The 25,763-nt window shown below is 71.6% G+C and carries 20 protein-coding genes; 19 read left to right on the top strand and 1 reads right to left on the bottom strand.

Annotation, left to right across the window (positions count from 1 at the left end):
• The first annotated feature begins 63 nt into the window (after positions 1–63).
• The 15 genes from AQI95_RS17650 (at position 64) to AQI95_RS17580 (ending at position 21,630) form a co-directional block, all read left to right on the top strand.
• Positions 64–1,110: a hypothetical protein gene (locus AQI95_RS17650; RefSeq protein ID WP_067123964.1), complete on the top strand. Its 1,047-nt coding sequence runs from the start codon at positions 64–66 to the stop codon at positions 1,108–1,110.
• A gap of 46 nt (positions 1,111–1,156) precedes the next feature.
• Positions 1,157–1,933, top strand: coding sequence for a TIGR03936 family radical SAM-associated protein (locus tag AQI95_RS17645; RefSeq protein ID WP_067123963.1), 777 nt, complete (start codon positions 1,157–1,159; stop codon positions 1,931–1,933).
• Positions 1,934–2,195: 262 nt separating this feature from the next.
• The gene (locus tag AQI95_RS17640; RefSeq protein WP_208614201.1) at positions 2,196–6,533 is read left to right on the top strand and encodes an Rne/Rng family ribonuclease; all 4,338 of its coding nucleotides are present in this window, start codon (positions 2,196–2,198) and stop codon (positions 6,531–6,533) included.
• Positions 6,534–6,765: 232 nt separating this feature from the next.
• The gene (rplU, locus tag AQI95_RS17635) at positions 6,766–7,086 is read left to right on the top strand and encodes a 50S ribosomal protein L21 (RefSeq protein WP_067123957.1); all 321 of its coding nucleotides are present in this window, start codon (positions 6,766–6,768) and stop codon (positions 7,084–7,086) included.
• 14 nt (positions 7,087–7,100) lie between these two features.
• Positions 7,101–7,355, top strand: a complete 255-nt coding sequence (gene rpmA / locus AQI95_RS17630) for a 50S ribosomal protein L27 (RefSeq protein WP_020940020.1) — start codon at positions 7,101–7,103, stop codon at positions 7,353–7,355.
• 134 nt (positions 7,356–7,489) lie between these two features.
• The gene (gene obgE, locus AQI95_RS17625) at positions 7,490–8,938 is read left to right on the top strand and encodes a GTPase ObgE (protein WP_067123956.1); all 1,449 of its coding nucleotides are present in this window, start codon (positions 7,490–7,492) and stop codon (positions 8,936–8,938) included.
• 282 nt (positions 8,939–9,220) lie between these two features.
• Positions 9,221–10,768 (top strand): alkaline phosphatase D family protein, encoded by a 1,548-nt coding sequence (locus AQI95_RS17620; protein ID WP_067123954.1) that lies wholly within the window; start codon positions 9,221–9,223, stop codon positions 10,766–10,768.
• Positions 10,769–11,222: 454 nt separating this feature from the next.
• Positions 11,223–12,719 carry a bifunctional cytidylyltransferase/SDR family oxidoreductase gene (locus tag AQI95_RS17615; RefSeq protein WP_067123953.1) on the top strand — a complete coding sequence of 499 codons (1,497 nt, stop codon included), beginning with the start codon at positions 11,223–11,225 and terminating at the stop codon, positions 12,717–12,719.
• A 155-nt stretch (positions 12,720–12,874) separates the two neighbouring features.
• Positions 12,875–14,992, top strand: coding sequence for a hypothetical protein (locus AQI95_RS17610; protein WP_067123952.1), 2,118 nt, complete (start codon positions 12,875–12,877; stop codon positions 14,990–14,992).
• Between the two features lie 280 nt (positions 14,993–15,272).
• Complete coding sequence (locus tag AQI95_RS17605; RefSeq protein ID WP_208614200.1) at positions 15,273–16,487, top strand: glycosyltransferase family 2 protein; 1,215 nt, start codon at positions 15,273–15,275, stop codon at positions 16,485–16,487.
• 160 nt (positions 16,488–16,647) lie between these two features.
• Positions 16,648–17,808 carry a glutamate 5-kinase gene (proB, locus tag AQI95_RS17600; protein ID WP_067123950.1) on the top strand — a complete coding sequence of 387 codons (1,161 nt, stop codon included), beginning with the start codon at positions 16,648–16,650 and terminating at the stop codon, positions 17,806–17,808.
• A 169-nt stretch (positions 17,809–17,977) separates the two neighbouring features.
• Positions 17,978–18,403, top strand: coding sequence for a hypothetical protein (locus AQI95_RS17595; protein ID WP_067124119.1), 426 nt, complete (start codon positions 17,978–17,980; stop codon positions 18,401–18,403).
• 84 nt (positions 18,404–18,487) lie between these two features.
• A complete protein-coding gene (locus AQI95_RS17590; RefSeq protein WP_067123948.1) occupies positions 18,488–19,774 on the top strand; it encodes a glutamate-5-semialdehyde dehydrogenase in 1,287 nt (428 codons plus the stop codon).
• A gap of 120 nt (positions 19,775–19,894) precedes the next feature.
• On the top strand, positions 19,895–20,467 hold the full coding sequence (locus AQI95_RS17585) for an SCO2584 family spore wall biosynthesis protein (RefSeq protein ID WP_067123942.1): 573 nt from the start codon (positions 19,895–19,897) through the stop codon (positions 20,465–20,467).
• Between the two features lie 89 nt (positions 20,468–20,556).
• Positions 20,557–21,630, top strand: coding sequence for an SCO2583 family membrane protein (locus AQI95_RS17580; protein WP_067123940.1), 1,074 nt, complete (start codon positions 20,557–20,559; stop codon positions 21,628–21,630).
• Between the two features lies 1 nt (position 21,631).
• On the opposite strand, the gene AQI95_RS17575 is transcribed toward AQI95_RS17580, so the two are convergent.
• Positions 21,632–22,726: a M48 family metallopeptidase gene (locus AQI95_RS17575; RefSeq protein WP_067123939.1), complete on the bottom strand. Its 1,095-nt coding sequence runs from the start codon at positions 22,724–22,726 to the stop codon at positions 21,632–21,634.
• A 102-nt stretch (positions 22,727–22,828) separates the two neighbouring features.
• On the opposite strand from AQI95_RS17575, the gene AQI95_RS46505 reads away from it, so the two are divergent.
• From AQI95_RS46505 to AQI95_RS17565, 4 genes are all read left to right on the top strand, one after another.
• A complete protein-coding gene (locus tag AQI95_RS46505) occupies positions 22,829–22,993 on the top strand; it encodes a hypothetical protein (protein ID WP_107121670.1) in 165 nt (54 codons plus the stop codon).
• A 121-nt stretch (positions 22,994–23,114) separates the two neighbouring features.
• Positions 23,115–23,270 (top strand): hypothetical protein, encoded by a 156-nt coding sequence (locus AQI95_RS47975; RefSeq protein ID WP_167361947.1) that lies wholly within the window; start codon positions 23,115–23,117, stop codon positions 23,268–23,270.
• 56 nt (positions 23,271–23,326) lie between these two features.
• Positions 23,327–24,013: a nicotinate-nucleotide adenylyltransferase gene (gene nadD / locus AQI95_RS17570; RefSeq protein WP_425264884.1), complete on the top strand. Its 687-nt coding sequence runs from the start codon at positions 23,327–23,329 to the stop codon at positions 24,011–24,013.
• A 16-nt stretch (positions 24,014–24,029) separates the two neighbouring features.
• Positions 24,030–25,751 (top strand): LCP family protein, encoded by a 1,722-nt coding sequence (locus tag AQI95_RS17565; protein ID WP_067123938.1) that lies wholly within the window; start codon positions 24,030–24,032, stop codon positions 25,749–25,751.
• Positions 25,752–25,763 lie beyond the last annotated feature (12 nt).

Here is a 25,763-nt window from a genome sequence, read left to right as displayed (position 1 = left end):
CCGGTCGGCGTCGGACGCGTACCCGGCCGGATCCGAACAGGCGGCCACCGCGTCTACCCCCGTATGGAACTGCACGCGCCGCCACCTGGGCCCCGGCAGCCCGAAGGGTGCCTCACCGTCGCGATCCGCGTCCCCTTGCGGATCGTCGTCCTGGTGCTGGTCGTGCCGGTACGGATGGCGTGGGACGCGCTCGTCGTCGCCGGAAGGCTGGTGCGGGACGCCGTGCTCAGGCCGTTGGGCCGGGCGCTGCTGTGGACCGGAAAAGCCTTGTTCGTCCGGCCGTTCGCAGGCCTGTGGCGGTATGTCCTGGTCCCCGCCGGCAGGGCGCTGGCCTGGCTCGGCGCCGTCCTCGTCGTCGTACCGGCCGTGTGGTTCCACCGGTACGTGCTCACCCCCGTCGGCCACGGCCTCGCCCGTCTCGCGCGCGGGGTGGGTGACGGGCTCGCCTGGGTGTACGCGCGCGTGCTCCGGCCGATCGGCCACGCAGTCGCCCGGCTGGTGCGGTGTCTGTTCGTCGTCCCCGCACGATGGCTGTACGCGTGGATCCTCGCACCCGTCGGGCGAGCCGTCGCCTGGTGCGCACGAGGGCTGGGCCGGCTGCTGCGGATGATCGCCACCGGCATCGGGCTCGCCCTGTACTGGACCCTCCGCGTCCTCTTCGTCCTGCCCGCGCTCGCGCTGTGGCGCTGGGTCCTCGCGCCCGCCGGCCGGCTCCTCGCGGTCGTGGCGCGCGAGGCGGGGGACGCCCTCGGGCACGCGTGGCGGATCGCCGGACGGATCTCGCGGGCCGTCGGCCGGGTGCTCGGGACCCTCTTCCGGTGGATCTTCGTGGAGCCGGTGCGCCGGGCGTACCGGACCGTCCTCGTCCCGGTCGGCCATGCCGTCCGCGCCGCCGTCCTGAAGCCCGCCGCCGCGGGTGCGCGCGTGGTGGGCCGGGCCGTGCGGGAGGCGCTGACCAGCGCCCGCGAGACGGTACGGCAGACCCGCGCCGACGTCCGGCGGATGCTGTTCGGCGAGCCGAGGCAGCCGGTCGCGGTGGACCGGCGGGAACCTCAGGGGCCCGCGGCACGTACTCTTGGTAGCAGTACGACCGCACTCACGAAGGACTAGGACACTGGGCAAGCGACAGCCCGAAGGCCCGCCGCCCGCACCCGCGGTGCAGCGCATCCGACTGCGCTACACCAAGCGCGGCCGCCTGAGGTTCACCAGCCACCGAGACTTCCAGCGCGCCTTCGAGCGAGCGCTGCGCCGCGCCGAGGTGCCCATGGCGTACTCGGCCGGGTTCACGCCGCACCCGAAGGTGTCGTACGCCAATGCCGCACCCACCGGCACCGGCAGTGAGGCGGAGTATCTGGAGATCGCGCTCACCGCATCGCGCGACCCGGAGAAGCTGCGCGTCCTCCTCGACGAGTCGCTGCCCGCCGGGCTCGACATCGTCGACGCGGTCGAGGCGCGGACCTCGGGCCTCGCCGACCGGCTGACGGCTTCCGTCTGGGAGCTGCGGCTGGACGGCGTCGACCCGGCCGACGCCGAGCGCGCGGCCGAAGCCTTCAAGGGGGCCGAGACCGTCGAGGTCCAGCGCACGACCAAGAACGGCGTTCGCACCTTCGACGCCCGGCCCGCCGTGGTGAGCCTGGAAACGCACGGTTCACCGTCTGATAGGCCGACCGACCAGCCCTGTGCGATACTGCGGCTGGTTGTTCGGCACGTGACGCCTGCCGTACGACCCGACGACGTCCTGTCCGGTCTCCGCGCCGTGGCCGACCTGGCGCCGCCGGTCCCCGCAGCGGTGACCAGGCTGGCGCAGGGGCTGTTCGATGAAGAGACCGGCACGGTGACCGACCCGCTCGCGCCCGACCGCGAGGCAGCCGGGGCCCTGACGCCCACACCGGCCGCCGCCGCGACGGCGCCGACGCCGGAAGGTCCCGCGTAGGGACGGACGTCGTAGCGCCGCCCTTGTACTCGGGAGCCATCTGGGTCGGGCAGCGCACCCACCAGAAGACTTTCGCCAGGCCGTACCGACAAGGCGTACGGAACCGGCGAGACAGGACACAGAGTGCTCCCGTGCGGCGCCCGCGCCCCGGACGGCGGCCATCGCGTACCACGCGGGCCGCGGACGTCAACGGCGGACGGTCTTTTCGGACCGACGCCGGACCAGGCGCGGCGCCCGGGAGCCTGACGGGAGAAACGCCCGCATGCTCGAGCCGACCGAACCCGCTGAGGGTTCCGAACTGAACACGCCCAGCGACACCCTGCCGCCGCGCAGGCGTCGCCGTGCCGCCTCACGCCCGGCGGGCCCGCCCGGCGCGGGCGAGGCCTACGCCGAGGTGACCGTGCCGGCCATACCGGCCGCGGACTCCGACGAGGTCGCAGAGGCCGAAGAGACCGAGGCGGCCGAAGAGACCGCAACGACCGCAGCGACGGTCGAGCCCGACGAGACCGCTCCCGCGAGCCGTCCGCGCCGCCGGGCCACGCGCCGCGCCTCCGCGCCCGCAGGGGCGCCGTCGACCGCCGAGGCCGTCGTACCGGCCGCGTCCGCCGCCGAGAGCGAGCAGCCCGCCGCCGGTGCGGAGGGCGGCGAGGTCGTCGTCGGTGAGGAGGCCGCGCCGCGCCGCGCCCGACGCCGCGCCACACGCAGCGCCTCCGCGCCTGCCGCCGCCGCTTCCGAAGCGACGTCCGCCGCCGTTTCCGGTGCCGATGAGGCACCCGTGGCCCAGGAGGCCGCCGAGACGCCCGCAGCCGTGGAGGAGGCCGCGCCCGCTCGTCCGCGCCGTCGGGCCACGCGCCGCTCGTCCGCGCCCGCCGGGGCGCCCGTCTCCACCGAGGCCGCCGGGACCGCGGCGCCGCAGACCGCCGCGTCCGTCACCGCCGCGTCCGTCACGGCCGCTGCCGACGAGGCCGAGAAGGCCCAGGAACCGGCCGTGGTCGAGACCGAGGAAGCGGCGCCCGCCGCGCGTCCGCGCCGTCGTGCGACCCGGCGCTCGTCCGCGCCGGCCGGTGCGCCGAAGGCCGACGAGTCCGCCGCGCAGGCCCCGGCCGTCGTCGCCGAGGCCCCCGCCGCCGAAGCCGCGGCCGAGGCCGTCGCTCCCGCCGAGGCGAGCGGTGACGCCGAGGAGGCCGCTCCGCGCCGTACCCGCCGTCGCGCGACCCGCCGCACGTCCGCTCCGGCCGGTGGGCCGAAGACCGACGAGTCCGCCGACCTGGCAGCCGGCCCCGAGGCCGAGCAGCCCGAGGAGGCCGCCGTGGCGCACACCCCGGAGGTTCCCGTCACCGAGCCCGCCGACGAGCCGGCCGCCGCCCAGGAGCCGCAGGCCCCCGCCGAGGAGGCCGCCCCGCGCCGCAGCCGGCGCCGGGCCGTGCGTCCCGCCTTCGGGTTCTCCGAGCCCGCACAGCGGCCCGCGCAGCGCAAGCGGACGCAGGACGCCGAGGCGGAGGCCCCCGAGGCCGATGCCGATGCCCCGCGCCGCCCGGCCCGCCCCGCCGTCGCCGTCTTCCAGGCGCCGGTGTTCGCCGAGCCGAAGTTCCAGACCCCGGAGCGCGCCGCCGCCGAGGCCGCCGCGGTGGCCGCCGAGGTGGAGGAGCCCGAGGAGCACGCGGAGGAGCCCGCCGAGGCAGGCCCGCGCCGTCGCCGTCGCCGCCGGGGCGCCCCCGAGGAGACCCGCGCCGTCGAGGCCGCCGCCGAGGACGAGGAGCCGGAGGCCGAGGCCGCCGAGGACGAGGAGGCCGCCGAGCAGGCCGAGGACCTCGCCGAGGGCGAGGAGGCCGAGGAGGCCGAGGGCTTCGAGGAGTCCGGCTCCCGTCGCCGCCGCCGCCGTGGCGGCCGCCGCCGCCGTCGCGGTGACGCCGCGGACGGCGAGGGCGAGGAGGCCGAGGAACTGGCCGCCGAGCAGGCCGCGCAGGACGCCGAGGACACCGCCGAGCAGGAGGAAGAGGACGCCGAGGACGCCCGCGACGAGGCCGGCGGGTCCAGCTCCAGCAGCCGTCGCCGCCGCCGTCGCCGTCGCCGCGCCGGTGACAGCGGCGTGGACGCCGAGCCGTCCGCCGACGACCCGGAGCGCACGGTCGTCAAGGTCCGCGAGCCGCGCAAGCCCAGCGAGCCGTCCGACGAGGTGCAGTCCATCAAGGGCTCGACGCGTCTGGAGGCCAAGAAGCAGCGCCGCCGTGAAGGCCGGGAGCAGGGCCGTCGCCGTGTTCCGATCATCACCGAGGCCGAGTTCCTGGCCCGCCGCGAGGCCGTCGAGCGCGTGATGGTCGTACGCCAGCACGGCGAGCGCACCCAGATCGGCGTGCTCGAGGACGGCGTGCTCGTCGAGCACTACGTCAACAAGGAGCAGGCGACCTCGTACGTCGGCAACGTCTACCTCGGCAAGGTCCAGAACGTGCTGCCGTCGATGGAGGCCGCCTTCATCGACATCGGCAAGGGCCGCAACGCCGTCCTGTACGCCGGTGAGGTCAACTTTGAGGCGCTGGGCATGGCCAACGGGCCGCGCCGCATCGAGTCCGCCCTGAAGTCGGGCCAGTCCGTGCTCGTCCAGGTCACGAAGGACCCGATCGGACACAAGGGCGCCCGTCTGACCAGTCAGGTCTCCCTGCCGGGCCGCTACCTCGTGTACGTCCCCGAGGGCTCGATGACCGGCATCAGCCGCAAGCTGCCCGACACCGAGCGGGCCCGGCTGAAGACCATCCTCAAGAAGATCGTCCCCGAGGACGCGGGCGTCATCGTGCGCACCGCCGCCGAGGGCGCGAGCGAGGAGGAGCTGCGCCGGGACGTCGAGCGGCTGCAGTCGCAGTGGGAGGACATCCAGAAGAAGGCCAAGAACGGCAACGCCCCGACGCTGCTGTACGGCGAGCCGGACATGACCGTCCGGGTCGTGCGCGACATCTTCAACGAGGACTTCTCCAAGGTCATCGTCAGCGGTGACGAGGCCTGGGAGACGGTCCACGGGTATGTCGCCCACGTGGCGCCTGACCTCGCCGGCCGGCTGCAGAAGTGGACCTCCGAGGTCGACGTCTTCGCCACGTACCGGATCGACGAGCAGCTCGCCAAGGCGCTGGACCGCAAGGTCTGGCTGCCCAGCGGTGGTTCGCTGGTGATCGACAAGACCGAGGCGATGATCGTCGTCGACGTCAACACCGGCAAGTTCACCGGCCAGGGCGGCAACCTCGAGGAGACGGTCACCAGGAACAACCTGGAGGCGGCCGAGGAGATCGTGCGCCAGCTGCGGCTGCGCGACCTCGGCGGCATCGTCGTCATCGACTTCATCGACATGGTCCTGGAGTCCAACCGCGATCTGGTGCTGCGCCGCCTGCTGGAGTGCCTGGGCCGCGACCGTACGAAGCACCAGGTGGCCGAGGTGACCTCGCTGGGCCTGGTGCAGATGACCCGTAAGCGGGTCGGCCAGGGCCTGCTGGAGTCCTTCTCCGAGACCTGTGTCCACTGCAACGGCCGCGGTGTCATCGTGCACATGGAGCAGCCGGCGGCGGTCGGCGGCGGTGGCGGCAAGCGCAAGAAGCGCGGCCGGGGCGGTGACGCGCACGAGCACGTGCACGAGACCGCCGCGGTGGCCGTGGAGACGGGTGAGGCGGTCGAGCCCGACGCGGAGACCGCCGCCGAGGTGGCCGCCGAGGTCGCCGAGCCGGTCGCCCTGACGGCGCCTGAATTCGCGCCGGACGAGGAGCTGTACAGCAGCGTCGCCGAGGCGGAGGCGGCGGCCGGCCGCGGCCGTACGCGGCGCCGGGCGAGCCGTCGTGCCTCGGCCCCGGCGGGCGCGCCGAAGGCGGAGAAGGCTCCCAGGGCGGAGCGGACGCCCAGGGGCGAGAAGGCCAGGGCCGCGGCCCCGGCCGTGGCCGAGCGGGCTGCCGAAGAGCCGAAGGAGGAGGCCGTCGCGGCGCCGGTCGTCCCGGCGGCCACCGCCGAGGCGCCGGTCGCCGAGCCGGCCGCCGTCGAGGAGCAGCTGGTCCCGGCCCCGCAGGCCGAGCCCGTCGAGGAGGGCGCGCCCAAGGGCCGTACGCGCCGTCGTGCGACCCGGAAGGTGTCGGCGCCGGCCGGTTCCCCCGCGGGCGCCGAGGCGGCCGTGGTGACGGTGTCCGAGGCCGCGCCCGCGGCCGAGGCGCCGGTGGCCGAGCCCGAGGACGCGGCTCCCGTCGCGGCTCCGGTCGAGGAGACGCCCGCCGAGAGCGCCGCCCCGGCCCGTCCGCGCCGTCGTGCCGTGCGCAAGGTCGGCGCGCCGACCACGTCCGAGGAGGCGGCCGTCATGGTCGTCCCGTCGGCCGCGGCGGAGGAGGCCCCGGTCGTCGCGGAGACGGCCGAGGCGCCGGCCGAGGAGGCCGCTCCGGCCAAGAAGGCGGCTCGCAAGACCGCCAAGAAGGCCACGGCGAAGAAGGCCGTCGCCAAGAAGACGACGGCCAAGAAGACCGTCGCCAAGAAGGCGGCCGCGAAGAAGACGACGGCCAAGAAGGCGGCCAAGACGGCCGCCGCGAAGTCGACGGCGAAGAAGACCGCCACGGTCCCCGCCACCGGCGACGAAGGCTGACGCCCCGGGTGTGCGGCCGGTCCGAAGTGACCGGCCGCACACCCGCGGGGCCCGGTTTGACCCCCTCGGCCCGGCCCCGTAACCTTGACCGTCGGCGTGTCACTGAGCACGCCACATCCCCGTAAACCTTTTCCTCCCGGACGCAAGGCGGGCCGGGAGAGGTTGCCCATGTGTCATGTGGCGGCTGGCCTGCGGGGGTGCCGGTTCTGTAACGAGCGAAAGAGAGATCCGCGTGTACGCCATCGTGCGCAGCGGTGGTCGCCAGCACAAGGTTGCTGTCGGCGACATCGTTGAGGTTGACAAGATTTCCACTGCCCAGGTTGGCGACACGGTCGAGCTCTCGACCCTGCTCGTTGTCGACGGCGACGCTGTGACCAGCGACCCGTGGGTGCTGGCCGGCATCAAGGTCCAGGCCGAGGTCGTGGACCACCACAAGGGCCAGAAGATCGACATTCTGCGCTACAAGAACAAGACCGGCTACCGCCGTCGGCAGGGCCACCGCCAGCAGTACACGGCGATCAAGGTCACGTCGATCCCCGCGGCTGCGAAGTAAGGGACTGAGGAGACATGGCACACAAGAAGGGCGCATCGTCCACCCGGAACGGTCGCGACTCCAATGCCCAGCGGCTCGGCGTGAAGCGCTTCGGCGGTCAGGTCGTGAACGCGGGTGAGATCCTGGTCCGCCAGCGCGGCACCCACTTCCACCCCGGCGCCGGTGTCGGCCGTGGCGGCGACGACACGCTGTTCGCCCTGCAGCCCGGTGCGGTGGAGTTCGGTACCCACCGCGGCCGCAAGGTCGTGAACATCGTTCCGGTCGCCTGAATCGCCTGATTCAGCGCCGAACGCTTTCGCGAGGCGGACCTCACTTCCCGGTCGGGAAGGCGGGTCCGCCTTTCGCGTGTTGACCACTGTGTTGGCACATAGTCATACCCGTACTTTTCTGGAGGCACTGAACCATGACCACCTTCGTGGACCGCGTCGAGCTGCACGTCGCCGCGGGTAACGGAGGTCACGGCTGTGCCTCCGTCCACCGCGAGAAGTTCAAGCCGCTCGGCGGCCCGGACGGCGGCAACGGCGGCCGCGGCGGTGACGTCATCCTCACGGTCGACCAGTCCGTGACGACCCTGCTCGACTACCACCACTCGCCGCACCGCAAGGCCACCAACGGCAAGCCCGGCGAGGGCGGCAACCGGTCGGGGAAGGACGGGCAGGACCTGGTCCTGCCCGTGCCGGACGGGACCGTCGTCCTCGACGGGGCGGGCAACGTCCTCGCCGACCTGGTCGGCCACGGGACGTCGTACATCGCCGCACAGGGCGGCCGCGGCGGCCTCGGGAACGCGGCGCTGGCCTCCGCCCGCCGCAAGGCGCCCGGCTTCGCGCTCCTCGGCGTGCCCGGTGACCTCCAGGACGTCGTCCTGGAGCTGAAGACGGTCGCCGACGTGGCGCTCGTCGGCTACCCGAGCGCCGGCAAGTCCTCGCTGATCTCGGTGCTGAGCGCGGCCAAGCCGAAGATCGCCGACTACCCCTTCACGACCCTCGTGCCGAACCTGGGCGTCGTCACCGCAGGTTCCACGGTGTACACCATCGCCGACGTACCGGGCCTGATCCCGGGCGCGAGCCAGGGCAAGGGCCTCGGCCTCGAGTTCCTGCGGCACGTGGAGCGGTGCAGCGTGCTGGTGCACGTCCTGGACACCGCGACCCTGGAGTCCGAGCGCGACCCGCTCTCCGACCTCGATGTCATCGAGGAGGAGCTGCGCCAGTACGGCGGCCTCGGCAACCGGCCCCGGCTCGTCGTCCTGAACAAGGTCGACGTGCCCGACGGCAAGGACCTCGCCGAGATGGTCCGCCCCGACCTGGAGGCCCGCGGCTACCGCGTCTTCGAGGTGTCGGCGGTCGCCCACATCGGGCTGCGCGAGCTGTCGTTCGCGCTCGCCGAGCTGGTCTCCCAGGCGCGGGCCGCGAAGCCGAAGGAGGAGGCGACCCGGATCGTCATCCGGCCCAAGGCCGTGGACGACGCCGGCTTCACCGTCACCCGCGAGGAGGCCGGCGACGAGCCGCTGTTCCGGGTGCGCGGCGAGAAGCCCGAGCGCTGGGTCCGCCAGACCGACTTCAACAACGACGAGGCCGTGGGCTACCTCGCCGACCGGCTGAACCGCCTCGGTGTGGAGGAGGCGTTGATGAAGGCGGGCGCCCGCACGGGCGACGGCGTCGCCATCGGCCCCGAGGAGAACGCGGTCGTCTTCGACTGGGAGCCGACGGTCATGGCCGGTGCGGAGATGCTCGGCCGCCGTGGCGAGGACCACCGCTTCGACGCCGAGCGGCCCGCGGCGCAGCGCCGCCGGGACAAGCAGGCCGAGCGGGACGAGGCCCTGCGGGAGTACGACGACTTCGACCCGTTCGAGTAGAGCCCAGTACAGCCCCGCCTCACCCCGGTGAGTCGAACCGTGCGGCGCCGCGAGATCTTCGGATCTCTCGGCGCCGTACTCGTGTCTCCTTCCTGAGCCGGCGACTCGAATCCGATCTGTCGTCAGATGTGTTGTGGCGCGAAGGTGTTCCCACGTCGTGACGGATCTCCTGCCGTCTCCCCGTTTGTCATGCTCGCGATTGGTGTCGTTCAGCAGGCGGAGCGTCCCGGCGTGGGAGTTTCCCCATGTCCGAAGAGGCCACCGTGGCAAGGGAGTCAGCGTATGAACGCACCATCGCCCGATCGTCGCCGCTTTCTGACCGCCGGGGCAGCCGTGCTCGGCGCCGCGGCCTCCGCCCAGTTGTGGCTGCCGAGCCCGGCCCGCGCCGCCGCCACCCCGCTCCCGGACGGGGTGTTCGCCCTCGGTGTCGCCTCCGGCGACCCGCTGCCCGACGGCATCGTGCTGTGGACCAGGCTCGCGCCCGATCCGCTGAACGGCGGAGGCATGCCCGAGGAGGTGTTCCCCGTGGAGTGGGAGCTCGCCGAGGACGAGCGGTTCCGCCGTACCGTCCGCCGGGGGACCGCCGAGGCCCGGCCCGAGCTCGGCCACAGCGTCCATGTGGACGTACGCGGGCTGCGCCCGGACCGCCCGTACTGGTACCGCTTCCGGGCCGACGGCCGGCTCTCGCCCACCGGCCGCACCCGCACCGCGCCGCACGCGCACCAGCGGGGCGGTGCGCTGCGCGTCGCCCTCGCCTCCTGCCAGAACTGGCAGCACGGCTACTTCACGCCGTACGCCGACATGCTGGCCCAGGACCCCGACTTCGTGCTCTTCGTCGGTGACTACATCTACGAGTCCGCGCCCTCCGCGACGGCGGTGCGGCGGCACGAGGGCAAGGGCGAGCCGTACACCCTGGAGCAGTACCGCAACCGGTACGCCCAGTACCGCACCGACCCCGACCTCGCCGCGATGCACGCGAACGCCCCCTGGGTGGTCACCTTCGACGACCACGAGGTCGACAACGACTGGGCCGGCGAGGTCCCGCAGGACCCGGACAAGCAGTCGCACGACGCGTTCGTGGCCCGCTTGGCCGCGGCCTTCCAGGCGTACTACGAGCACATGCCGGTGCGCGCGAGCGCCGTCCCCACGGGGCCGCACATCCAGATGTACCGCCGACTGGAGTTCGGCCGGCTGGCGCGGCTGAACGTCCTGGACACCCGGCAGTTCCGCACCGACCAGGCCACCACGCAGGCGGGCGCCGAGTCGCCGTCGATGACGATGCTGGGCGCCGAGCAGAAGCAGTGGCTGCGGGACGGGCTGCGCGACTCGCCGGCCCGCTGGAATCTGATCGCCTCCCAGATCATGATGGCCGAGACCGATCTGCTGCCCGGCGACGGCAAGCTCTGGTACTACGACGCCTGGGACGGCTACCAGGTCGAACGAAACTCCCTGCTGCGGGAGTTCGCGGACGTTCGCAATCCGGTCGTACTCAGCGGAGACCGGCATCTGACGATGGTCAGCGACCTCAAGGAGGACTTCGCCGACCCGGACTCCGACGTCGTCGGCGCCGAGTTCGTCGGTACGTCCGTCTCCAGCAACGGCGATCAGGACGAGGCCGCCTTCCACGCCCAGTGGGACCCGCTGAAGGCGGACAACCCGCACTGGAAGGTGATCGACTGCCACCGCGGCTATCACCTGTTCGACATCCGCCGCGACGGCATCGACGCACAGGTCCGCGTCGTCGACACCGTCGTCGGGCCGCAGGCCACGGCGAGCACGCTGGCGCGGTTGCGGGTGGAGTCCGACGAGCCCGGCGTCCAGGTGGTCTGACGCGGGGGCATCGCGCGGCGAGGCGCCGCTCGGACGGTCCGAGAATCTACTGCGCCTGTTTTGCGCGCCACAAATCGGACTCTTACCCTCGCCGAGACCGAAATGCTGCGGAATCTTGATGTGGAATTCCGGGGCAATGGACCCGTCGGTCGAGCTGTATTACCGGCGGGTCCTGCCGTCCCGGGTGGCTCGGAGACCGCTGCACCGTCCCGCGCGCACCCCGTCACGGACCTGCGCCCATCCCTGTGACGCGGCTGTGGAAGACCCCGTGAGGACCTGTGCAGTTACTCACAGCAAATTCATGAGGGTTCGCGCGGCCCGGGGGCAATCACCAGGTGTGCCAGGTGAATGACAGGTTGCGCTCACATATGCATGGGATGTCGCTCACCTTGCATTGCGCTTACCTAAAGTGGGACCATTTCACGGTTCCCTGTCGCCCCAAGGTAGGTCACCTGTGTCCCAGCGCATAGCCAAGCCCCGTACCACCGCAGTCGTCCTGGCCGGTGGCACCGGTCAGCGGGTGGGTCTGTCGATCCCCAAGCAGCTGCTGAAGATCGCCGGCAAGGCAGTCATCGAGCACACCCTGACCACCTTCGAGAACGCCGAGTCGATCGACGACGTCATCGTGCTGATGGCGCCGGGCTATGTGCCGGACGTCGAGAAGATCGTCGCGAAGGCCGGCTTCACCAAGGTGAAGAAGATCATCGAGGGCGGCGCGACGCGGAACGAGACCACCGAGCGCGCCATCTCCGCGCTGCGCGAGGGCCTGGCCGAGGGCGAGGACCGCAACGTCCTCTTCCACGACGCCGTACGCCCGCTGCTCTCGCAGCGCGTCATCGACGACTGCGTGGCCGCGCTGGGGCGTTACCAGGCCGTCGACGTCGCCATCCCGTCCGCGGACACGATCATCGTGACCCGCACCCACGGCGAGGACGGCGAGTTCATCACCGAGATCCCGGACCGCTCCCGGCTGCGCCGCGGCCAGACCCCGCAGGCCTTCAAGCTGTCCACGATCCGCCGCGCCTACGAGGTCGCCGCCGGCGACCCCAACTTCCAGGCCACGGACGACTGTTCGGTGGTCCTCAAGTACCTGCCGGACGTGCCGATCCACGTCGTCGCGGGTGACGAGTACAACATGAAGGTGACGCAGCCGGTCGACGTCTTCATCGCCGACAAGCTGTTCCAGCTCGCCTCCACCGCCGCGCCCGCGCAGAAGGGCGAGGACGCCTACCGCGAACTCCTCACCGGCAAGACCGTCGTGATCTTCGGCGGTTCCTACGGCATCGGCAAGGACGTCGCCGAACTCGCCGAGTCCTACGGCGCGAACGTCTACGCGCTGGGCCGTTCCACCACCGGCACCCACGTGGAGAACCCGGAGGAGGTCGACGACGCGCTGTCCAAGGCGTACGCGGAGACCGGCCGGATCGACTACGTCGTCAACACCGCCGGTGTGCTGCGCATCGGCAAGCTCGCCGAGACCGACAACGCCACCATCGAGGAGGCGCTGAAGGTCAACTACCTGGCCCCGGTGCAGATCGCCCGATCGAGCTACAAGTACCTGGCCGAGACCCAGGGCCAGCTGCTGCTGTACACCTCCAGCAGCTACACCCGCGGTCGCGCCGAGTACTCCCTGTACTCCTCCACCAAGGCCGCCATGGTGAACCTCACCCAGGCGCTGTCCGACGAGTGGGCCGGCGACGGCATCCGCGTCAACTGCATCAACCCGGAGCGCACCGCCACGCCGATGCGCACCAAGGCCTTCGGCCAGGAGCCCACGGGCTCGCTGCTCTCCTCCGAGGCCGTGGCCCGCACCTCGCTGGACGTGCTGCTCTCGGAGCTGACCGGGCATGTGATCGACGTCCGCCAGCAGGACCCGACGGCCGGTGCGGCAACGGCATCCGGTTTCGAGCAGGCGTTGGCCACGGTTCTGGACCGTCAGGACGGCATGTAATAATTCTTAAATAGCTTTCACGGAATTCAGGCCTCTGCCGTCGCTCATTAACCGGGCGTTAGCAGAGGCCTGAATCCGTACATCCCTCGCGAACCGGCATTTCCCCTCCCAGAGCAGGTTTCTCCGTGATATCCACCGCTATTCGCGTCGCCCGGGTGGGCAGCGCGGCCGAGCTGGCCGCGGCGGCCCTCATGATCCTGGGCTTCCCGGCGCTCATGCTGGCCGCGCTCGTCCCGAGCGTTGCCGCCTTCGCGGCCGCGGCCGCCGTGACGTACCTGGCGGACCACTATCTGCACCGCAAGAGCAGCTACCTGATCAACCGCCTCAGCAAGATCCGGGCGGGTGTGTCCATCCGCTTCCTGATCCGGCAACTGCTGCTGGTCATGCTGCTGGCCCGGCTGTCCCACGCGGACGACCTGATCTTCTACGGTGCGATCGGCTGCTTCATCGCCTTCTACGGCCTCCAGGCCCCGCACGGCGCGCTGGTCACCCTCATCCGCAACCGCCGCCGGATGCCGGTCGCCACCCGCAACATCGACCTCAAGTCGCGCATCCGCATCCCGGACGCCCCGCCGCGCCCGCTGCTGCACCGCAGCACCGAGAAGATGCTTCATCTCGACCTGTTCGCGATGATCGGCATCCTGGTCTCCGCCGAGCTGGACTCCTCGGCCGCCGCCGGCTTCACCGGCATCGGCCTCACCCTCGGCCTCGGCCTGCTGTACGTCCTGGTGCTCGTGCCGTACATCCGCGGCAGGAAGATCCCGCCGAAGGCCGACGTCGTCCTCGCCGCCGTCGACGAGTGGCTGGCCGGCTACAAGCCCGAGACGGTCCTGTACTTCTCCGGTTCCAAGGACTCCGCGTACCAGGTCAACATGTGGCTGGAGACGATGGAGCAGCTGGACACCCGGCCGCTGATCATCCTGCGCGAGCGCGCCATCGTGAACAACCTCGCGCCGACCACGGTCCCCGTCATCTGCGTGCCCGGAGGGGTGCACCTGATGAACCTGGACCTGTCGACCGTCCGGGTGGCCCTGTACGCGGCGAACGTCGGCAAGAACATCCACCTGCTGCGCGTGCCCACCATGAAGCACGTCTTCATCGGCCACGGCGACAGCGACAAGCTCGCCAGCGTCAACCCGTACAGCAAGGTCTACGACGAGGTGTGGACCGCCGGTCGCGCCGGCCGCGACCGCTACGCCATCGCCGACGTCGGCGTCCGAGACGACGACATCGTGGAGGTCGGCCGCCCGCAGCTCGCCCCCATCCGGACCTGGCAGGGCGTGCCCGACGGCGCCCGCGCCGCAGCCGCCGACGGGGGCTGCCCGACGGTGCTGTACGCGCCCACCTGGGAGGGCTGGGACGGCAACCCGGGCAACACCTCGATCGTGCTCGCCGGCGAGAACATCGTGCGGCAGCTGATCACGGCGAACCCGCCGGTCCGCGTCCTGTACAAGCCGCACCCGTTCACCGGCACCGTCAGCAAGGAGGCCGGCGCCGCGCACAGGCGGATCACCGCGCTGGTCGAGCGCGCCGCCGCCGAGCGCGCCGCCGACGCCCGCTTCACCGCCGACGCAGCGGCCATGGCCGGGGCCAAGGCGGAGCTGGCCCGGATCGAGGCCCGCATCGCCGAACTGACCGGCAAGGGCGGCACCAAGGGCGACGAGGCCGAGGCCACCCGCGACGGCGTCGTGGACGTCCACCGGCACGAGGAGGTCGCCCGGCTGCGCGCCGAGTGGAACACCGCGTACTGGCGCGCCTTCCCGTCGTACGAGCACCGCGTCATCACGGGCGCCGAGCCGCGCCTGTACGACTGCTTCAACGTCTCCGACGCGATGGTCTCCGACATCTCCTCCGTGGTCTCCGACTTCATCGCGAGCGGCAAGCCGTACGCGGTCACCGACTCCGGCGAGCTGGGGCACGAGGAGTTCAAGCGGCAGAACACGGCCGTGCGCGCCGCGGTGATCCTGTCCAACGACGCGGCCGAGCTGGGCGGCCTGCTGGACGCCGTGCGCGACCCGTCGGCCGACCCGCTGCTGGACGCCCGCACGGAGCTCAAGCGCTATCTGCTGGGCCCGGACGAGCCGGCGTCGATCGACCAGTTCAACTCCGCGGTGGCCGACCTGGCCCTCAAGGCCGAGGCCCGCAACGTCGGCCAGCAGTCCCGGCTGGCCGCCGCGGGCCTGGACCCCGCCGAGGCCGCCGAGCTGAGCAACGCGGTGCCCGGCCAGCGGACGGCGTCCGCCGGTGAGACGGGCGGAGTCGGCGCGGGCTGATCGGCCGTACGACGCGGGAGGGGCCCGGCCCGGGGAGCGATCCCGGGGGCCGGGCCCCTCTGACGTTCAGGTTTCTTACTGCGTCCTCTTACTCACGGCGGCTGTCGCAGGTAAGCACCTCTTACCGTTCCTGCGTACCGTCCCTGGGAAGAGCGCAACCTGTGCGTGTGATGTGAGCCACTGTGAGTACACGGTAAGGCAACCTAGGTAAACGGTTAACCGTCTAACATTTTGCTATTAGGTGATACGGAGGAAATGTTCCTTTGAACGAGGGGGAAGAGTGACCGTCGCGACGCAGCCTGATGTGAGCGTGATCATCGGGGCGTACGAAGCGATGCCGTACCTGGTCGAGTGCCTGGCGTCCGTCGAGGCCCAGACCATCGACCCGGCACGCCTGGAGGTCATCGCGGTCGACGACGGTTCGACGGACGGCAGCGGGGAGTGCCTGGAGGAGTTCGCGGCTCGGGCTCCGATGGCCGTCACCGTCATCCGCCAGGAGAACTCCGGCGGCCCGAGCGGCCCCCGCAACGTCGGCCTGGGCAAGGCCAAGGGGCGGTACGTCTTCTTCCTCGACGCCGACGACCGGCTCGGCCCCGAGGCCTTGGAGCGCATGGTCGCCATGGGCGACGAGAACGGCACCGACGTGGTGCTCGGCAAGGTCGAGGGCGTCAACCGCGTCGCGCCGAAGTCCATGTGGGGCAAGACGCTCGGCCGTACCGACGTCTTCTCCTCCAACATCAAGTTCACGCTCAGCGCGCAGAAGCTGTTCCGCCGCGCACTGCTGGACGAGCACGGCATGCGGTTCGACGAGTCGCTGTTCACCGGTGAGGACGCCCTGTTCACCATGGAGGCGTATCTGCGCGCGGGCGGCGTCTCCGTCCTCGCCGACTACCCCTGCTACTACCTGGTCGGCCGCGACGACGGCAAGCACGTCACCAAGACCGGCAGCTACACCCTGCGCTTCGACTCCGCGCGGGCCCTGATGAAGCTGATCGCCGACATGGTCCCGGCCGGCCCCAAGCGCGACACCCTCATGGTCCGGCCCTACCTGATCACCCTGCTGCCCCAGTTCGGGCCCAAGTTCCTCACCGACGACGAAGAGGTGCGGCGGCACAAGTTCGAGCTGGCCAAGCCGCTGATGGAGGCGTACTGGACGCCCGGCGTCGCCCGGGGGCTGAAGGTCCACGAGCGGCTGCGGCTGCACCTGGTCGCCATGCAGAGACCCGAACTGCTCCCCGACGTCGTGAAGTTCGTCAAGTCGAAGAAGCAGGCCGCCGCGATCCTGGAGAAGCGCGGCACCCGCGTCTATCTCGTCTACCCGCACTTCCGCTCCAAGGCGGCCGGCGTCCCCGACGACATCTACCGCGCCGAGCCCCGCGAGGCCCGCGTCTTCCACGGCTACCGCGAGGCCGCCGCCAACACCTTCCTGCGCCGGGCGCTGCGCAAGGTGCGGCGCACACTGCGCGCCCGCGGCTTCGGCACGGCCGCCGCCTGACCGTGCGCCCCCTGTGCACACACCGTGAGCGCAGGGCTACCCTGCGCCTGTCCGGAGGCTGGACCGGCGGGCGCGGGGCGATCCCCTTCGCGTAGATTGCCGCACAGGCAGCCGGACCAAGAGGGGAACTGAGGGCAAGGTGGCAAGGGCTAGGCAGGCCGTGGGCGAGGCCCGCAGGATCGTCGTCAAGGTGGGCTCCTCGTCGCTGACCACCGCCGCCGGCGGCCTGGACGCCGACCGCGTGGACGCGCTCGTCGACGTCCTGGCCAAGATCCGGAACCAGGGGGCGGCCCGACGCGCCCCGGTCGAGGGCGCCGGCGGGAGGCGGGCGGGCGCGGAGGAGCGGGAGATCGTCCTGGTGTCCTCCGGTGCCATCGCCGCCGGGCTCGCCCCGCTCGGGCTGCGCCGCCGGCCGAAGGACCTCGCCCGGCAGCAGGCTGCCGCCAGCGTCGGCCAGGGTCTGCTCGTCGCCCGCTACACCGCCTCCTTCGCCCGCTACGGCATCCGCGTCGGCCAAGTCCTGCTCACCTCCGACGACATGAGCCGCCGCGCCCATCACCGCAACGCCTCCCGCACCCTCGACAAGCTCCTCGCGATGGGCGCCTTCCCGATCGTCAACGAGAACGACACGGTCGCCACCGACGAGATCCGTTTCGGCGACAACGACCGGCTCGCCTCCCTCGTCGCCCACCTCGTCCACGCCGACCTGCTCGTCCTCCTCTCCGACATCGACGGTGTCTACGACGGCGACCCCAGCAAGCCCGGGACTTCACGGATAGCGGAAGTGAAGGGCCCTGAGGATCTCGCCGGCGTCGAGATCGGCAGCGCGGGCAAGGCCGGCGTCGGCACCGGCGGGATGGTCACCAAGGTCGAGGCCGCCCGGATCGCGGCCGCCGCCGGCATCCCCGTGGTCCTCACCAGCGCCGTGCACGCGGCGGAGGCGCTCAGCGGCGGCGACACCGGCACCTACTTCCACCCCACCGGCAAACGCTCCGCCGACCGCCTCCTGTGGCTGCAGCACGCCTCCACCCCGCAGGGCGCGCTCACCCTCGACGACGGGGCGGTGGACGCCGTGGTGGAGCGCCGCAAGTCGCTGCTGCCCGCCGGAATCGCCGCCGTGGAGGGCGAGTTCAGCGCCGGCGACCCCGTCGAACTGCGCGACACGGCGGGACGCGCGGTGGCCCGGGGGCTCGTGAGTTTCGACGCCAAGGAGATCCCGCGGCTGATCGGGCGTTCGACCCGCGAGCTGGCCCGCGAGCTGGGCCCGGCGTACGAACGCGAGGTCGTACACAGGGACGACCTGGTGCTCCTGCACCCGTAACACTCGCAAAACCGCTCGTAAAACGGGGCGTAAGGACCGCCCCCGGTGGGGGACGTTGCGTAAAACCACCACGCGGAGCCCGGAGGCCTGCTCAACTTTGTGTCTGGGACATGTTGAAGGAACACGTTCCAGCAAGGGGCCGTACGAGCCAAGCGTGAAGGAGGCCGTGGTGAGACGAGCGCGCCCTGGGGCGACGTCGCGCGGCGCTCTGACGAGCGTCGCGGCCGGGGACGCCTACGAGGAGCCCAAGGACCTGCCCCGGCTGTGGCACGTCACCCTCAGCGTCTCCGGGGCGCCGGTCCCCCTGCCGGAGCTGCGGCGGGCCCTGGAGCAGCTGGCCCACGACCACCCCTTCCTGCGCACCAGCAGATACGCGCCCGACCACGCGGAGATCCGGTACTGGGAAGAGGCACGCGACCTGCACGACGCCGCCGCCGTGGCCCTGCGCCTGTGGGGCGAGCACCGCCAGAGCGCCGGCCTGCCGGCCTGGGAGATCGTCGGCCTGGAGGTCATCGACCGCGAGACCTACCACCACCGCATCGCCGAGGGATACGGGCCGGCACCGGCCACGCCGGTGGGCGTGCATCCCTTCTGAGCGGTCCTCGGGGCGCGTCTCGGGGCTCGTCTCGGGGTTCGGGACGAGCGGTGGGCGCGCGGCACCGCGCACTACCCTTCCTTCATGACCACGCTCTCGCCGTACGACGCAATGTCCCCGGTCACCCAGGCCGCCTACCGGGCCAAGGCCGCCGCCGCCGACCTCGCGCCGCTCCCGCGTGCCGTGAAGGACGACGCGCTGCTCGCCATCGCCGACGCCCTGGAGGTCCGGACCAGCGAGATCGTCGAGGCCAACGCCAAGGACGTCGCCAAGGCGCGCGAGAGTGGCACCAGCGAGTCCGTCGTCGACCGGCTCACCCTCACCCCCGAGCGGGTCCGCGCCATCGCCCGCGACGTCCGCGACGTCGCGAAGCTGCCCGACCCGGTCGGCGAGGTCGTCCGTGGCTCCACCCTGCCCAACGGCATCGACCTGCGCCAGGTCCGCGTCCCGCTCGGTGTCGTCGGCATCATCTACGAGGCCCGCCCGAACGTCACCGTGGACGCCGCCGCCCTCTGCCTGAAGTCCGGCAACGCCGTCCTGCTGCGCGGCTCCGCCTCCGCCTACGAGTCCAACACGGCCCTCGTCCGCGTCGTCCGGGACGCCGTCGGCGGCGCCGGGCTGCCCGCCGACGCCGTCCAGCTGGTGCCCGGCGAGAGCCGCGACTCCGTGCGCGAGCTGATGCGCGCCCGCGGCCTCGTCGACGTCCTCATCCCGCGCGGCGGCGCCTCCCTGATCCAGACGGTCGTGAACGAGTCGACCGTCCCCGTGATCGAGACCGGCACCGGCAACTGCCACGTCTACGTCGACGCGGCGGCCGACATCGACATGGCGATCGACATCCTGATCAACTCCAAGGCCCAGCGGGTCAGCGTCTGCAACGCCGCCGAGACCCTGCTCGTCCACCAGGACATCGCCCCCGAGTTCCTGCCGCGCGCCCTCGACGCCCTCGCCGAGGCCGGCGTCACCGTGCACGCCGACGAACGCGTCATCGCCTACGCCAAGGACTCCAAGGCGACCGTCGTGGAGGCCGTGGCCGAGGACTGGGAGACCGAGTACCTCTCGTACGACATCGCCGCCGCCGTCGTCGACTCCCTCGACAAGGCCGTCGAGCACATCCGGCTGTGGACCTCCGGGCACACCGAGGCGATCGTCACCGGCTCCCAGCAGGCCGCCCGCCGGTTCACCCAACTGGTCGACTCGACCACCGTCGCCGTGAACGCCTCCACCCGGTTCACCGACGGCGGCCAGTTCGGCTTCGGTGCCGAGATCGGCATCTCCACCCAGAAGCTGCACGCCCGCGGCCCGATGGGCCTGCCGGAGCTGACCAGCACGAAGTACATCGTCACCGGCGACGGTCATGTGCGCCCCTGACGTTCACCCGTTCGGCCGTGCGCCCCGACGGGTGGGCGGGCGGCCGGAACGCCGTCTCATCAGTCAGACGAATTTCCATACCGTCTGCCCAAATTGACCCCCCAGGTCTACTCTGGATCCGTGCCGGAGGACGTGGGGGGCACGCCGTTCCCTGACGGCTGGGAGCCCGACGACGACCACGACCACGGGGTGTCGGACGAAGAGTTCGCCTCCGTGGTCTTCGACGAGGCCTTCGTGCAGGCGGCCACGGTCCATGAGCCGACCGCCGTCGAACGCCTCCTGGCCGCGGCACAGGCCAGAGCCGAGGCCTCCGAGGCGGAGGCCCGCCGCGCCCGTGCCCGAGGCGATGCCTACGACGGAAAATACTCCGCCGAGGGAACGGATCTCGGCCAAGATCAGGACGACGACGAGCTGGACGACACCTACGTCCTCCACGAACGCCACGGCCCCTTCGGCCCCTACGGCAGACAGGTCCGCTGGCACCGTCCCGTGGCCTGGCTGCTCGCCGTCGTCATGGGCATCGGCATGGTCGCGCTGGCCTTCGCCGCCGTCTACCGCGGTGGCTCCGCCGGCACCCGCGACAGGGTCCCCTCGCGCCCCTCGACCGGGCTGGAACAGGGCAGCGCCGTCGCGCCCTCCGCCGCCGCCGACTCCGCCCGGCCGGCCGCCTCGGCCATCCCGCGCTCCCCCTGAGCGCCCGCCCCCGCTTTTGGTGAGCACCTGTCAGAAGTTGTCGTGTAGCAGGGCGTTTACCCGAGGCCCCCGAGACCTACTCTGAAGGTATGGGCGGGCCTGGAGACCCACCGGAGGGCACACCCGAGGGCGGCCCCGGCGGTGGAGAGGACGAGTACCGATCCGTCGTGTTCGACGAGTCGTTCGTCCGCGCTGCACGCCTCCAGGAGTACTCCGCCGAGGAGCGGATGGCCGACCACGCGCCCGCCGTACGGCGCCGGCCGCCGCTGCACCGCGGACTCACCCGGCAGGCCCTGATCCTGGTCGTGCTGATCGCCGTCGCCTTCGGCACCGCGATCTACATGGGCGTCCGCCACCCCTACGGCTCCCCGCAGGCCCGGCGCATCGCCGAGCCCCTGCGGACCACGGTGGTCCCGCTCGCCCCGACCAGCAGCGTGCCCGGCGCCGCCGAGGCCGAGAACCTGTACGCACACAGCCCCGCCGCCCAGTACGACGTCGGCGCCGACGGCATACCGCTGCCGGGCGCCCACAGCACCGCCCACTTCTCCGACAGCGAGGTCGTGAACGCGCTCACCACCGCCAAGGACTACATAGTCCGCTCCTCGCTCTACCCCGAGGTGCTCACCGGCGGCCAGGTCAGCCCCGTCCGGTCCCTCGTCGACGGCGACCAGCTCGACCAGTTCGACCAGAGCTTCAACCAGCCGGCGCCCGACGGACGGCACGCCGCCACCGGCTGGGCAGTCCGTTTCGACCCCTCCCGCGTCCGGCTCGCCGACGAGGGCCGGATCCGCGTCCGGGGCGATCTGCAGGCCGTCGAGAGCGACGCGGACGCGCTGGAGGTCATCGCGGACCACATCTTCGTCTACGCCCTGCGGCCCGCCCACGCCGCCGCCGACGCCTCCGCGTCGCTGTTCACGGTCCGCCGCGAGGTGACCTTCCGCCTCACCCACGACGATCTGCGCACCCACCAGATCCAGCTGGTCACGTCCTACGTCCAGGCGGGCCCGCTGGCCTGCGCCGAGGACTCCTCCGCCTACCTCCGCCCCCTGCTGGCCGGAGCGACGGCCCACGCCGGCGGCCCCGCGGCCACCGATCCGTACGCGACGGACAGCCCTACGGCCCTGTGCGGGACGCTGGCCGCCGGGGCCCAGCCGAAGGTGTGACCTACTCGCCGTCCTGAGGCGCGGTGTCCGTCGGGCCCTCCTTCGACGCCGGGGGGCTGCGGAAGCCGTCGAAGCCGCGGCGGACCCGGCCACCCAGGTCGCCCGCGCCGCCCGCGAGGTCGGTGACCAGCTTCATCAGCGGGTCCTTGGAGGACTTCACATCGCTCGCGTAGCTGGCCGCCGACTCGCGGAAGGAGTCGCCGACCGAGGTGTCCTTGTCCGCGTCGCGTCGCGGGTAGTGGCCGTCCATGATCCGCTGGAAGTCCCGGGACTCGGCCCACTTCTTCAGCTCGGCAGCCCGCACGGTGGTGAACGGATGCGAGCGGGGCAGTACGTTCAGGATCTTCAGCACCGAGTCGCGCAGATCGCCGCCGGAGTCGTACTCCTCGGCCTGCTCCAGGAACGCGTCCACGTTCATCTCGTGCAGGTGGTTGCCGCCCGCGATCTTCATCAGGCCCCGCATCGAGGCCTGGACGTCCTGCCCCACCAGCAGCCCCGCCCGGTCCGCGGACAGCTCCGACTTGCGGAACCACTCCCTGAGCGCCGTGACCAGCGCCATGATCGCGAGGTTGCCCAGCGGGATCCACGCCACCCGCAGCGCGAGGGTGGTCAGGAACAGCAGGATCGTGCGGTACACCGAGTGCCCGGACAGCGCGTGCCCCACCTCGTGCCCGACGACCGCCCGCATCTCCTCCTCGTCGAGGAGCTCCACGAGCCCGGTGGTGACGACGATGATCGGCTCGTCCAGACCGATGCACATCGCGTTCGGCTGCGGATCCTGCGTGACGTACATCGGCGGGACCTTCTCCAGGTCCAGGATGTAACAGGCGTCCAGCAGCATGTCGTGCAGGTGCTGGAACTGCCGCTCGGAGACACGCACCGAGTCGGACAGGAACAGCAGTCTCAGGCTCCGCTCGGGCAGCAGCCCGCTCAGCGCCTTGAAGACGGTGTCGAATCCGCTCAGCTTGCGCAGCGCCACCAGGGCCGAGCGGTCGGCCGGATGCTCGTAGGCACGCGAGGAGATTCCCGGGAAGCGCCTGCGCTGCCTGCTCGGCACGCGCTCGTGCCCCGTGTGCTGCTGGCCGTCGTCGGACATGTCTTCCCCCATGTGCGTATGAGTGCCCGCTGTGCCCCCGAGGCGGAGCCCAGCCTAGGCGGAGATACCGTGGACGGGCAGTACACCCGAAGGAGTCCACTCATGGAGCACCACCCCGCAGCCGCCTGGCTGACCGAGGCCGCCTCGAGCGCCGTCCAGCAGCACGGGGCGGGAAATCTGCTCCGCATCATCCTGATCGTGATGATCCTGGGCTGTGTACTGACCGCCTGGTTCCTGCTGCGCGGCTACAAACAGAAGGACGACTGACGGTTCGCGAAAGTTCCGCCGGCCTTCCCCAACGGCGGAGTCGGCGTGATCGCCGCCGAGCCGCCCGCTTACGATGAGCCGACATCTTTATCCCGCCCACACGCGATAGGTCCTGCCGAAGATGAGCCTTCACAGCGTCGCAGCCCCGTTGGTCACCCTCGCCGAAGCCGAGGGCGGCCACCACAACAGCCTCAACCCGGCACTCACCGGCGGCGGCGCCCTCGCCGTCCTGCTGCTCCTGCTGTGGATCACCACCCGCTTCAACCGCGACCGCTGAGCTGGGACCCCGTCCCCGGCCGGACACCACAGGCCGGGCCGGTAGGGTCTGCACGCATGGGAGAGCAGGACATGCCTACCGGTCCGGCGTACGAGAGTGCCGATGACACGGTGATGCACCCGCAGTACCGGCCGGGCCAGGGCCCCGCCCACTCGGGCAAGCGCCGCCTGGGCGTCATGGGCGGAACGTTCGACCCGATCCACCACGGGCACCTCGTGGCGGCCAGCGAGGTCGCCGCGCAGTTCCACCTGGACGAGGTGGTGTTCGTGCCCACCGGCCAGCCGTGGCAGAAGTCCCACCGCAAGGTCTCCCCGGCGGAGGACCGCTATCTGATGACGGTCATCGCGACCGCCGAGAACCCGCAGTTCTCCGTCAGCCGCATCGACATCGACCGCGGCGGCCCCACCTACACCGTGGACACCCTGCGCGATCTGCGTGCCCTCAACCCCGACACCGACCTGTTCTTCATCACCGGCGCCGACGCCCTCGCCCAGCTGTTGACCTGGCGGGACAGCGAGGAACTGTTCTCCCTCGCCCACTTCATCGGCGTCACCCGGCCCGGCCACCATCTGACCGACCCCGGTCTGCCGGAGGGCGGCGTCTCGCTGGTCGAGGTTCCCGCGCTCGCCATCTCCTCCACAGACTGCCGTGCGAGAGTCGCCAAGTCGGACCCCATCTGGTACATGGTGCCGGACGGAGTCGTGCGCTACATCGACAAGCGCGAGCTGTACCGCGGCGAGTGAGCCGAGAGGGGCACCGGTGAACAACCGATACGACACGGGTGACGCCGGCCACGGCGCAGGCCCGTACGAACTCGTCGGCTACGACGAGTACGGCCAGCCCGTGTACCGGCAGGTCCCGGCACAACAGGCGCCGCAGGCCCAGCAGGCCGCCTACGACCCGTACGCCCAGCAGCAGGGCTACGGCTACGACCCTTACGCCACCGGCCAGCAGCCGCCGGTGCCCCCCTACGACTCCGGCCGGGCCTCCGGGTACGACACCTACGGCACCCAGGCCCCGTACGACCCCTACGGCACCGGCACCCACCAGACTCCCGGCCACGACCCCTACGGGCAGGCCGCGACCAGCGGGCAGCAGCCCCGGGTCACCGAGCAGACCGCCTACATCCCGCAGCAGGCCGGCCCGCCGCAGGACCCGCACGCCCCCGCGCCGCACGAGCAGCCGCACGACGAGGACGAACGGGACTACCGCACCGAGCAGTTCGCCTTCGCGGAGGAGCCGGACGGCGACTCCGAGGACGTCATCGACTGGCTGAAGTTCACCGAGAACCGCACCGAGCGCCGCGAGGAGGCCCGCCGCCGCGCCCGCAGCCGGATCGTCGCCCTGCTCGTCGTCCTCGCCCTCGTCGCCGTCGGCGGCGTCGGCTACCTCTGGTACGCGGGAAAGCTGCCCGGTCTGTCCTCCTCGGGCTCCAAGCCCGGCGCGGACACGGCGGCCGGCGCCCAGAAGCGCGACGTGATCGTCGTCCACCTGCACAACACCGCGAAGGGCGGCACCTCCACGGCGCTGCTCGTGGACAACACCACCACCAAGCAGGGCAGCACCGTGCTGCTGCCCAACTCCCTCGACCTCAGCGACGACGACGGCTCCACCACGACACTCGCCAAGTCGGTGGACGACGACGGCAGTTCCGGCACCCGCGACCAGCTCGACACCGTCCTCGGCACCAACATCCAGGGCACCTGGCGCCTGGACACCCCCTATCTGCAGAACCTCGTCGACCTGGTCGGCAACATCGACATCGACACCGACACCGACGTGCCTGACCCGGACGCCAAGAAGAAGGGGGCCGAGCCGCTCGTGCACAAGGGCGGCGACCAGACCCTCAGCGGCAAGATGGCCGTCGCCTACGCCACCTACCGTGCCTCCGGCGAGTCCCAGAACGCCCAGCTCGAGCGGTTCGGCCAGGTCATGCAGGGCGTGCTGCGCAAGCTGTCCTCCGACCCGTCGTCGGCCGTCACCACCGTGCAGACCCTGGCGCAGATCCTGGACCCCCCGCTCACCGACAAGGACCTCGGCACCTTCCTCGCCAAGCTCGCCGAGCTCGCCAAGAGCGGCGCCTACAAGAGCGCCCTGCTGCCCGTGCAGGCCGACGGCACGCTGAGCGCGAAGACCAGCGACAGCGTGGTGAAGGACATCCTCGGCGGCACCGCCAAGAGCCCGGACACCGGCTCCGCGGTCCGGGTCTCCGTGCAGAACGCCACCGGTGTGAAGGACGACACGGAGAAGGCCCGGGTGGCGCTGCTCAACGGTGGCTTCACCTTCCTCGAGGGCGGCAGCGGATCCGGCGGCCAGGCCGCCTCGAAGGTGGTCTACTCGGACGCCTCGCACAAGTCGGACGCCACCGAGGTCGCCAAGACCCTCGGACTGCCCGCCGGCTCCGTGGCGAAGGGCACGGTCTCCTCGGGCGCCGACGTCTCGGTCGTCCTCGGCCAGGACTACCGGCCCAGCAGTTCGTGACCTGACCCCGGG

This window comes from Streptomyces yokosukanensis (assembly GCF_001514035.1).
In the GTDB taxonomy this organism is placed as follows: Bacteria; Actinomycetota; Actinomycetes; order Streptomycetales; family Streptomycetaceae; genus Streptomyces; species Streptomyces yokosukanensis.
This window is presented reverse-complemented; position numbering and strand designations above follow the sequence as displayed.

Bases quoted from the DNA above. Each gene is read 5' to 3' on its own strand.
- AQI95_RS17650 (WP_067123964.1), top strand. From the start codon at position 64: ATGGAACTGCACGCGCCGCCACCTGGGCCCCGGCAGCCCGAAGGGTGC.
- AQI95_RS17640 (WP_208614201.1), top strand. From the start codon at position 2,196: ATGCTCGAGCCGACCGAACCCGCTGAGGGTTCCGAACTGAACACGCCC.
- rpmA (WP_020940020.1), top strand. From the start codon at position 7,101: ATGGCACACAAGAAGGGCGCATCGTCCACCCGGAACGGTCGCGACTCC.
- obgE (WP_067123956.1), top strand. From the start codon at position 7,490: ATGACCACCTTCGTGGACCGCGTCGAGCTGCACGTCGCCGCGGGTAAC.
- AQI95_RS17620 (WP_067123954.1), top strand. From the start codon at position 9,221: ATGAACGCACCATCGCCCGATCGTCGCCGCTTTCTGACCGCCGGGGCA.
- AQI95_RS17590 (WP_067123948.1), top strand. From the start codon at position 18,488: ATGACCACGCTCTCGCCGTACGACGCAATGTCCCCGGTCACCCAGGCC.
- AQI95_RS17580 (WP_067123940.1), top strand. From the start codon at position 20,557: ATGGGCGGGCCTGGAGACCCACCGGAGGGCACACCCGAGGGCGGCCCC.
- AQI95_RS17575 (WP_067123939.1), bottom strand. From the start codon at position 22,726: ATGTCCGACGACGGCCAGCAGCACACGGGGCACGAGCGCGTGCCGAGC.
- AQI95_RS46505 (WP_107121670.1), top strand. From the start codon at position 22,829: ATGGAGCACCACCCCGCAGCCGCCTGGCTGACCGAGGCCGCCTCGAGC.
- AQI95_RS47975 (WP_167361947.1), top strand. From the start codon at position 23,115: ATGAGCCTTCACAGCGTCGCAGCCCCGTTGGTCACCCTCGCCGAAGCC.
- nadD (WP_425264884.1), top strand. From the start codon at position 23,327: ATGGGAGAGCAGGACATGCCTACCGGTCCGGCGTACGAGAGTGCCGAT.